Annotated in this window: 7 protein-coding genes; 5 read left to right on the top strand and 2 right to left on the bottom strand. The window is 65.4% G+C overall.

Annotated features, from left to right (window positions below):
- The 5 genes from WA904_RS20815 to WA904_RS20795 all read left to right on the top strand — a co-directional run.
- Positions 1 to 2297: GH36-type glycosyl hydrolase domain-containing protein (locus WA904_RS20815; protein WP_425199037.1), on the top strand; the 2297-nt coding region annotated here is incomplete at its 5' end.
- 236 nt (positions 2298 to 2533) lie between these two features.
- Complete coding sequence (locus WA904_RS20810; protein WP_425199036.1) at positions 2534 to 2806, top strand: DUF2164 domain-containing protein; 273 nt, start codon at positions 2534 to 2536, stop codon at positions 2804 to 2806.
- A 96-nt stretch (positions 2807 to 2902) separates the two neighbouring features.
- A complete protein-coding gene (locus WA904_RS20805) occupies positions 2903 to 3151 on the top strand; it encodes a DUF3297 family protein (RefSeq protein WP_425199035.1) in 249 nt (82 codons plus the stop codon).
- Positions 3152 to 3175: 24 nt separating this feature from the next.
- Positions 3176 to 3571, top strand: a complete 396-nt coding sequence (locus WA904_RS20800; RefSeq protein ID WP_425199034.1) for a hypothetical protein — start codon at positions 3176 to 3178, stop codon at positions 3569 to 3571.
- Entirely contained in the window at positions 3561 to 4223 is a 663-nt protein-coding gene (locus WA904_RS20795) for an ABC transporter ATP-binding protein (protein WP_425199033.1), read from the top strand. Before WA904_RS20800 ends, WA904_RS20795 begins: the two co-directional genes overlap by 11 nt.
- A gap of 127 nt (positions 4224 to 4350) precedes the next feature.
- Here the strand turns inward: WA904_RS20795 and WA904_RS20790 are convergent, their stop codons facing one another.
- Together WA904_RS20790 and WA904_RS20785 are read right to left on the bottom strand one after the other, a co-directional pair.
- Positions 4351 to 6114, bottom strand: a complete 1764-nt coding sequence (locus tag WA904_RS20790) for a phosphoethanolamine transferase (protein WP_425199032.1) — start codon at positions 6112 to 6114, stop codon at positions 4351 to 4353.
- Positions 6111 to 6812, bottom strand: coding sequence for a phosphatase PAP2 family protein (locus WA904_RS20785; RefSeq protein ID WP_425199031.1), 702 nt, complete (start codon positions 6810 to 6812; stop codon positions 6111 to 6113). The genes WA904_RS20790 and WA904_RS20785 overlap by 4 nt, the downstream gene beginning before the upstream one ends.
- Positions 6813 to 7005 lie beyond the last annotated feature (193 nt).

Here is a 7005-nt window from a genome sequence, read left to right as displayed (position 1 = left end):
GGATCAACGTCATCGGTAACCCGTCTTTTGGTTTCCAGGTGTCCGAAACCGGCAGTGGCTACACCTGGGCCGGCAACAGCCGCCTGCACCAGGTCACGCCGTGGTCCAACGACGCCGTGCGCGACCCGGCGTTTGAACACTGGCTGCTGCAGGACCTGGACAGCGGCGAAGTGTTTCCGCTGGCACCCTCCCTGCTCGCAGCCCCCGGCAGCGCCTGGCGCGTGCGCCATGGCCAGGGTTATTCGGTGTTTGAAGGCAGGCATGCCGGCCTGAAGCTGGAAACCACGTTTTTTGCGGCCCTGAACGAAGCGGTCAAGGTGGTCCAGGTGCGCGTGCGGCTGGAGGGCAATGGCAAGCGGCGGCTGCGCGCCGTCGCCATGGTCGAGTGGCAGATGGGCGAGGCGCGCGGCCGGCGGCGCACGCTGCACACCTGGAACGGCGCCGAACGCCTGGCCCTGTTTGCGCAGCAACGCGAAAGCCGCGACGGGTTTGGCGGCAGCACGGCTTTCCTGGCCCTGTCCGGTGCCGCGGGCGGCGCGCAATGGACTTGCGATCGCAGTGAATTTTTCGACACGCTCGGCCAGCTGGTGCTGCCGCCCACGCTGGGGCGGCGCAGCGGCGGCGCACTGGACCCGTGCGCGGCCATCGCCAGCGAGTTCGAGCTGGCGGGCAACGAAGAATTGGCCTTCAGTTTCGTCCTGGGCCATGCGACCCAGGGCGCGGCTGCCGAACAGCTGGCCCGGCAGTGGGCGCAGCGCGATACCGGCCAGGCGCTGCAGGAGGTTCAGGCCTGGTGGTCAGAATTGCTGGGCAAGGTGCAGGTCCACACACCGGATCCGCTGTTCGATGCGCTGGTCAACCGCTGGCTGATCTACCAGACAGTGGCCTGCCGGCTCTGGTCCAAGGCCGGGTTCTACCAGGCCGGCGGTGCTTTCGGTTTTCGCGACCAGTTGCAGGATGCGATGGCCCTGGCGCTGGCCGACCCGGCACGCTTGCGCAGCCAGGTCGTTCTCAACGCCTCGCGCCAGTTTCCCGAGGGCGATGTGCAGCACTGGTGGCATGCGCCGGGTGGTGAAGGCGTGCGCACGCATTTTTCCGACGACCTGCTCTGGCTGCCCTATGCCTGCGCGCACTATGTCGACGTCACCGGCGATACCACCCTGCTCGATGAACCGGTGGCCTTCCTCGACGGCCCGGCGATTCCCGGCGGGGCCGAAGACGCCTACTACGCGCCGCAAACCAGCGCCCAGAAAGCCAGCGTGTACGAGCACTGCGCACGCGCCATCGACCACAGCCTGGCGGTGGGCGCGCACGGCCTGCCGCTGATGGGCACCGGCGACTGGAACGACGGCATGAACCGCGTCGGCCACGAAGGCAAGGGCGAATCGGTCTGGCTGGGCTGGTTCCTGTGCGCGGTGGTAGAGAACTTCGCACCCCTGGCCCAGGCCCGGGGCGACACCGGACGCGCAGACAAATGGCTGGCCGCACGCCAGGGCTGGATCGCCGCACTGCACGACGCCGGCTGGGACGGCGCCTGGTTCCGCCGCGCCTTCTTCGACAACGGCGAGCCGCTGGGTTCCAGCGCCAATGAGGAATGCCGCATCGACCTGATTGCCCAGGCCTGGGCCGTGCTGTCGGGCGCCTCCACCCCGGCTTTCACAGCTCCGGCCATGCAGGCCCTGAAACAGCAACTGGTCGACGACAACGCCGGCCTGCTGCGCCTGCTGCACCCGCCGCTGCAGCACTCGGCCAACAACCCGGGCTACATCCAGGCCTACCCGCCCGGTGTGCGCGAGAACGGCGGCCAGTATTCGCATGCAGCCGTCTGGGCCATGATGGCTCAGGCACTCAGCGGCGACATCGAAGGCGCGTGGCAGAGCTTCGAGGACATCAGCCCGGCGCACCGCAGCATGCATCCCACACGCGGTGCGGCCTATGAAATCGAACCTTATGTGCTGGCCGGCGACGTTTACGGCGCGCCGCCCTACACCGGCCGCGGCGGCTGGAGCTGGTACACCGGCTCGGCCGCCTGGTTGCACCGTGCCGCACTCGAGACCCTGCTGGGCCTGAGCGTGCGGCAAGGCGAGCTGTCGCTGACGCCGCGGGTGCCCGCGCACTGGCCGGCATTTGACATCACGCTGCGTCTCGAAGGACGCGTGGTGGCGATCCGCTGGCGGCGCGCCGATGTCGCGGCCGGCGAAGACTTCAAGCCCGACCGTGTGCTGGCGCCGGGGGAAGTCGTCAAGCTGGACGAGCTGCCAGCGCAGGCACAGCTGCTGGTGCAGGTCGCGCCCTGACATGCAAACGCTATTGAATCAGTAGCTGTCTGCGCCCGTGGAATAAGGGCTGGAGGCACTTTTTATTCATGGAAATGCGCAGCGTCCTATTTCACGCCTGGCTCGTCATGTTGAGATTTGGGGCATGGCCCGTGCCGGCAAGCCCCGCAGTTCGCGTTAAGCTCACGGCGCATCAATGCCCGGAACATTCGCTCCCGTCCCCTCGGTTTTAACCCTTCAGCTAGGAAGCCCTGCTCATGACGATTGAAATCTCCAAAGAAGCACGCCAGCAGGCGGTCGCTTCCATCGAACGCTACTTCCTCGAAAACATGGAAGAGAAAATCGGGAACATCACCGCCGGCGCGCTTCTCGTTTTTTTTCTGGAAGAACTGGGCCCCCTGGTCTACAACAGGGCTGTTGCGGATGTGCAGGAGCGCCTGCAGTCGCGCATCATGGAGATCGACATCGAGGTCCATGAAGACGAGTTCCCCTACTGGCGAAAATACGACCAGCGGCAAAAGCGCAAATAGAACAGGCCTTGACCTCTGGCAACCGCATCGAACAGCGGCCTGGCCGGATCATGGAAAAATGCTCCCTTCCGTGTCAATTGAAATAAAAGAAATCCCATGAACGAAACCGCCCCCCCTCCACCGTTGCCAGACCACCTGTCCATTGACCCACGCAGCCCCCACCATGTCGCCGCCGTGTTTGAGCATGAAGTCGGGATCCGGCTGAATGACAGCGAGCGCGTGGATGTCGAGGAATACTGCATCAGCGAAGGCTGGGTCAAAGTGCCCGCAGGCAAGACGCTGGACCGCAAAGGCAATCCGCTGATGATCAAGCTCAAAGGCAAGGTCGAAGCGTTTTACCGGTAAATCCATCGCAGTCCGGAAGCAGACATGGCCACGACCGCACTTCAAGGCGAAGTCGCTGCTTTTTTTGATGCGTTCGTGGAAGCGTTTCAGACCTTTGACGGCCAGCGCATTGCCCGTCGTTATCTCGCGCCGTATTCGGCATTGCACGCCGGGGGCAGCGTCGAGTGTTTTTCCACCCCACCGGAAATTGCCGCCTATTTCCAGAAGGTGGTGGAGGGTTATCACAGCCAGGGCTGCCGGTCCTGCCGGTACGGCGAGCTTGAAGTGGTTTCCATGGGCCAGGCCTGTGTCCTGGGCACCGTGACGTGGGACCTGCTTCTCGAAGACGGGCGTGTTCTCCAGTCCTGGCGCGAGTCTTACAACCTCGCGCGCACCGCAGAAGGTTTGCGCGTCTTCGCGACCGTCGATCATGCCGACTGAGGTCTCCCTGGGAAGCCCGCCGGCCAGTAAGCTGCCCGCCATTCTCCAGGTGGACGGCCTCCAGTTTTACTACCCGCAGCGCGAGCTATTCACCCGCTTTTCGGCCTCCATCCCGGCCGGTGTCACCCTGGTGCGCGGCGGCGACGGACGCGGCAAGACCACGCTGCTGCGTTTGCTGGCCGGGGAATTGACATGCGATGCGGGCCACCTCAACATCAACGGAACGGGCTTGCAGCAGCAGCCCCAGCTTTACCGCCAGCAGGTGTTCTGGACAGAGCCACGCACGGAAGCATTCGATACGATGACGCCGCCCGGCTATTTCGAAAACCAGCGCAAGCGTTTTGCCGGGTTCGACGATGACATGCTGGCCCGCTGTGTGGATGGCCTGAGCCTGGCGCCGGAAATGAACAAGCAGCTCTACATGCTGTCTACAGGCTCCAGACGCAAAGTCTGGCTGGCCGCGGCATTTGCATCGGGCGCCGCCGTCGCCCTGCTGGACATGCCTTTTGCTGCGCTGGACAAACCGTCCATCCGCTTCGTTCTCGATCTCTTACAGAATGCCGCTGACCACCCCGACCGCGCCTGTGTGTTGGCCGACTACACCGCTCCCAACGGTGTGCGCCTGGCGGGCGTCATTGACCTGGGTGATTGAAGGCACGAAGCGCCGGGAGTCTGCGCGGCAGCCCGGACTTCCCACGGGCACTATGAATTCAATAGCTGCTTGCGCTTTCTACATAAGGGCTGGAAGCACTTTTTATTAAAAATATGCTGCACGCCCGTCAGGCAGGCCCGCCCGGTTTGCGGCCCTGCCTGTCAACTGCCGCCGGCCTTCCCGCCACTTCATCGGTGGGAGACGTCGCACAGGACGCATAAACATCCAGGGAGCGGCGGTACACGCTGCTCTGGACAGCCAGCAGGCCGAGCACGGAATGAAAGTAGTTGTCGTGCGACACCGGCCGGTCCGCCTCACCGCGCAGGCAGGCGGACGTCACGCCGCTGCGCTGTGCAAACGCTGCGGATGTCCAGGTGATCCATGGCACCTGTTTCTGCACATCGGGTGCCAGCACATAAGGCATGCCGTGGAGGTACAGGTTGTTCTCGCCCAGCGACTCGCCGTGGTCGGCCACATACACCATGGCGGTGTCGTAGGCGTGCTGCTTCCTGAGCCAGTCGATGGTGCCGGACAGGAAGTGGTCGGTGTAGGCAATCGAGTTGTCGTAGGCATTGACCAGCGCGTCCCGGCTGCAGCCCTGCAGGTCGTTGCCGGTGCATTCAGGGAGAAAACGCTTGAAAGCCGCGGGTGAGCGCAGGTGGTAGGCCGGCCCGTGGCTGCCCATCTGGTGCAGGACGATCACCACGCCGCGCGCGCGGCGTTCCGCGGGCAGGGCCGCGATGCGCTCGTCCAGCCCGTCGAGCATGATGTCGTCATAACACTCACCGTCCGGACACAGCTGCGGGTGTGCCATGTTGGCGGTGTTGACGCTGGGCACGCGGTCGCAGGTGCCCTTGCAGCCGGACTGGTTGTCCACCCAGAGCACGGCCATGCCCGCGTGCTGGACCACGTCGAGCAGGCCTTCGGTATCGTGCTTGCGCGCTTCGAACCCGGCGCGGCCCAGGCTGGAGAACATGCAGGGCACCGACGCTGCAGTGCTGGTGCCGCAGGACCAGGCGTTGCGAAAGCTGGCCACGTCCCGCCGCGCGAGTTCGGGCGTGGTGTTGCGACCGTAACCGTTCAGGCCAAAGTTGCCGCTGCGCCCGGTCTCCCCGAGCACCAGCACCAGCAGCGGCGCGCGCGCGGCCGGTGGCCATGCCACCCGCGCATCCAGCCCCAGCGGCTGCAGCGTGTTGTCGTGCCGCTGCGGCCCGCTGGCGAGCTTGCCCAGTGCATACACCGCATTGAGCGGATTGACGAGGTAACGCAACTCCTTGTGGTTGCGCATGGTGGAGGCCAGCGGGCTGAAACTGGCCAGTGTGAGCAGCACCAGCGCCAGCAGCGCGGCGGCCGCCTGCAGGAAGTTGTGCGCGGCGCGGCGTGGCCAGCGACCGTAGTCCACCCGCCAGCGCCACAGTGCCACGCAGGGCAATACCCCCAGCAGCCCCACGGAGGTGAAAAACCGGGGGCCCAGCAGGTCGCGCACCTCGCGCGGATTGGTCTGCAGCGCGTTGGTGATCATGGAGCCGTCGATCACCACGTGGTAGGCCAGCATGAAGTGCGCGCCGAACGCCGCCGCCATCAGCAGCACCGCCAGCACCGGCTTGAGCGTCCAGCGCCAGGCCAGCACACTCACCATGCCGGCCAGGCTGGCCGCAATGATCAAGCCGAAGGCGATGGCGAACAGCCATCCGCCGGAACGCTCGAACAGGGCCAGCTCGCGCATCGCCAGCCAGAGAGGCAGGTTGGCAGCCGTGGCCAGCCAGAGGCTGGACGCGAGGATGATCCAGCCGGGATGCGCGAAAGTGCGCCGCGATGCGCCGGCAGGAGGCACGGCGGCTGCCCCGCCGCCAGGCCGCAGCGATATTCGGTGAATGACTGGCGCGCTCATGCGGTCTCCCCCATGTCTCTGGCCAGCGGGCTGGATGCCACGCGCGTGCACAGACTGTCCGCGGCCCAGGCCACGCACCAGCAAATGAAGGCTGTCCACAGCGTGTGGCTGGTGAAATGCGCCCCGCGGACTTGCTGTGCCAGACCCAGCACCAGGCCTGCCAGCAGCGAAACGGCCAGCCACCGGCGCGCGATCACCGGCGCCGTATGCCGAAAAGCGAAGTAACCGCCCACAAAGGCAAAACCCGACGCCGCATGTCCGGCAGGAAAACACTGCCCACTGCCACCGTCTGGTGCAAACACATGCGTCCAGTGCGGTGTGTAATGCGCCACACTGCCGAAGTCGGCCAGGCTCCAGGGGCAACTGGTGGTGCTGACGGATTTCAGGGCGCTGACCACCAGCACAGCCAGCAAGGTGGTGGCTGCCAGCTGGAAACGGCGCAGCGGCGCCAGGCGCCGGAACCCGCCGACCGGCCACCAGACCGCGACACACAGCAGCAGTGCCAGCACCCAGGCCACGCGTTTGGCGCCCTCATGCAGAACCCCGGTCAGGAAAGCGTCGTCACGCAGGGGGAAACCGGCCGGCCCGCCGAACCAGTGGGCCAGCGGCAGGTCCAGGCCCGACATGTCCCAGGCCAGAAGCAGCAGGGCCAGCGCGGCCGTTATCGCGGCGAGTTGCCTGTTCGAGAAAATTTGCATGGGCGCAGCTTCGGCGCCGGGTCTTAAGTCTTCCTTAAGCCCTCCTCAAGCACAATGCTGCATGCGTGTACTGGTTGTTGAGGATGACGAAGGCATTGCCACCGGTCTGCAGGCCCACCTGCGGCAACTCGGCTGGGCGGTGGACATGACGGACGGTGTGGAAACAGCCTGGACGGCGCTGTGTGTCGAGCCC

The sequence above is a fragment of the Polaromonas sp. genome, from assembly GCF_049790275.1.
Lineage (GTDB): Bacteria > Pseudomonadota > Gammaproteobacteria > Burkholderiales > Burkholderiaceae_C > Polaromonas.
This window is presented reverse-complemented; position numbering and strand designations above follow the sequence as displayed.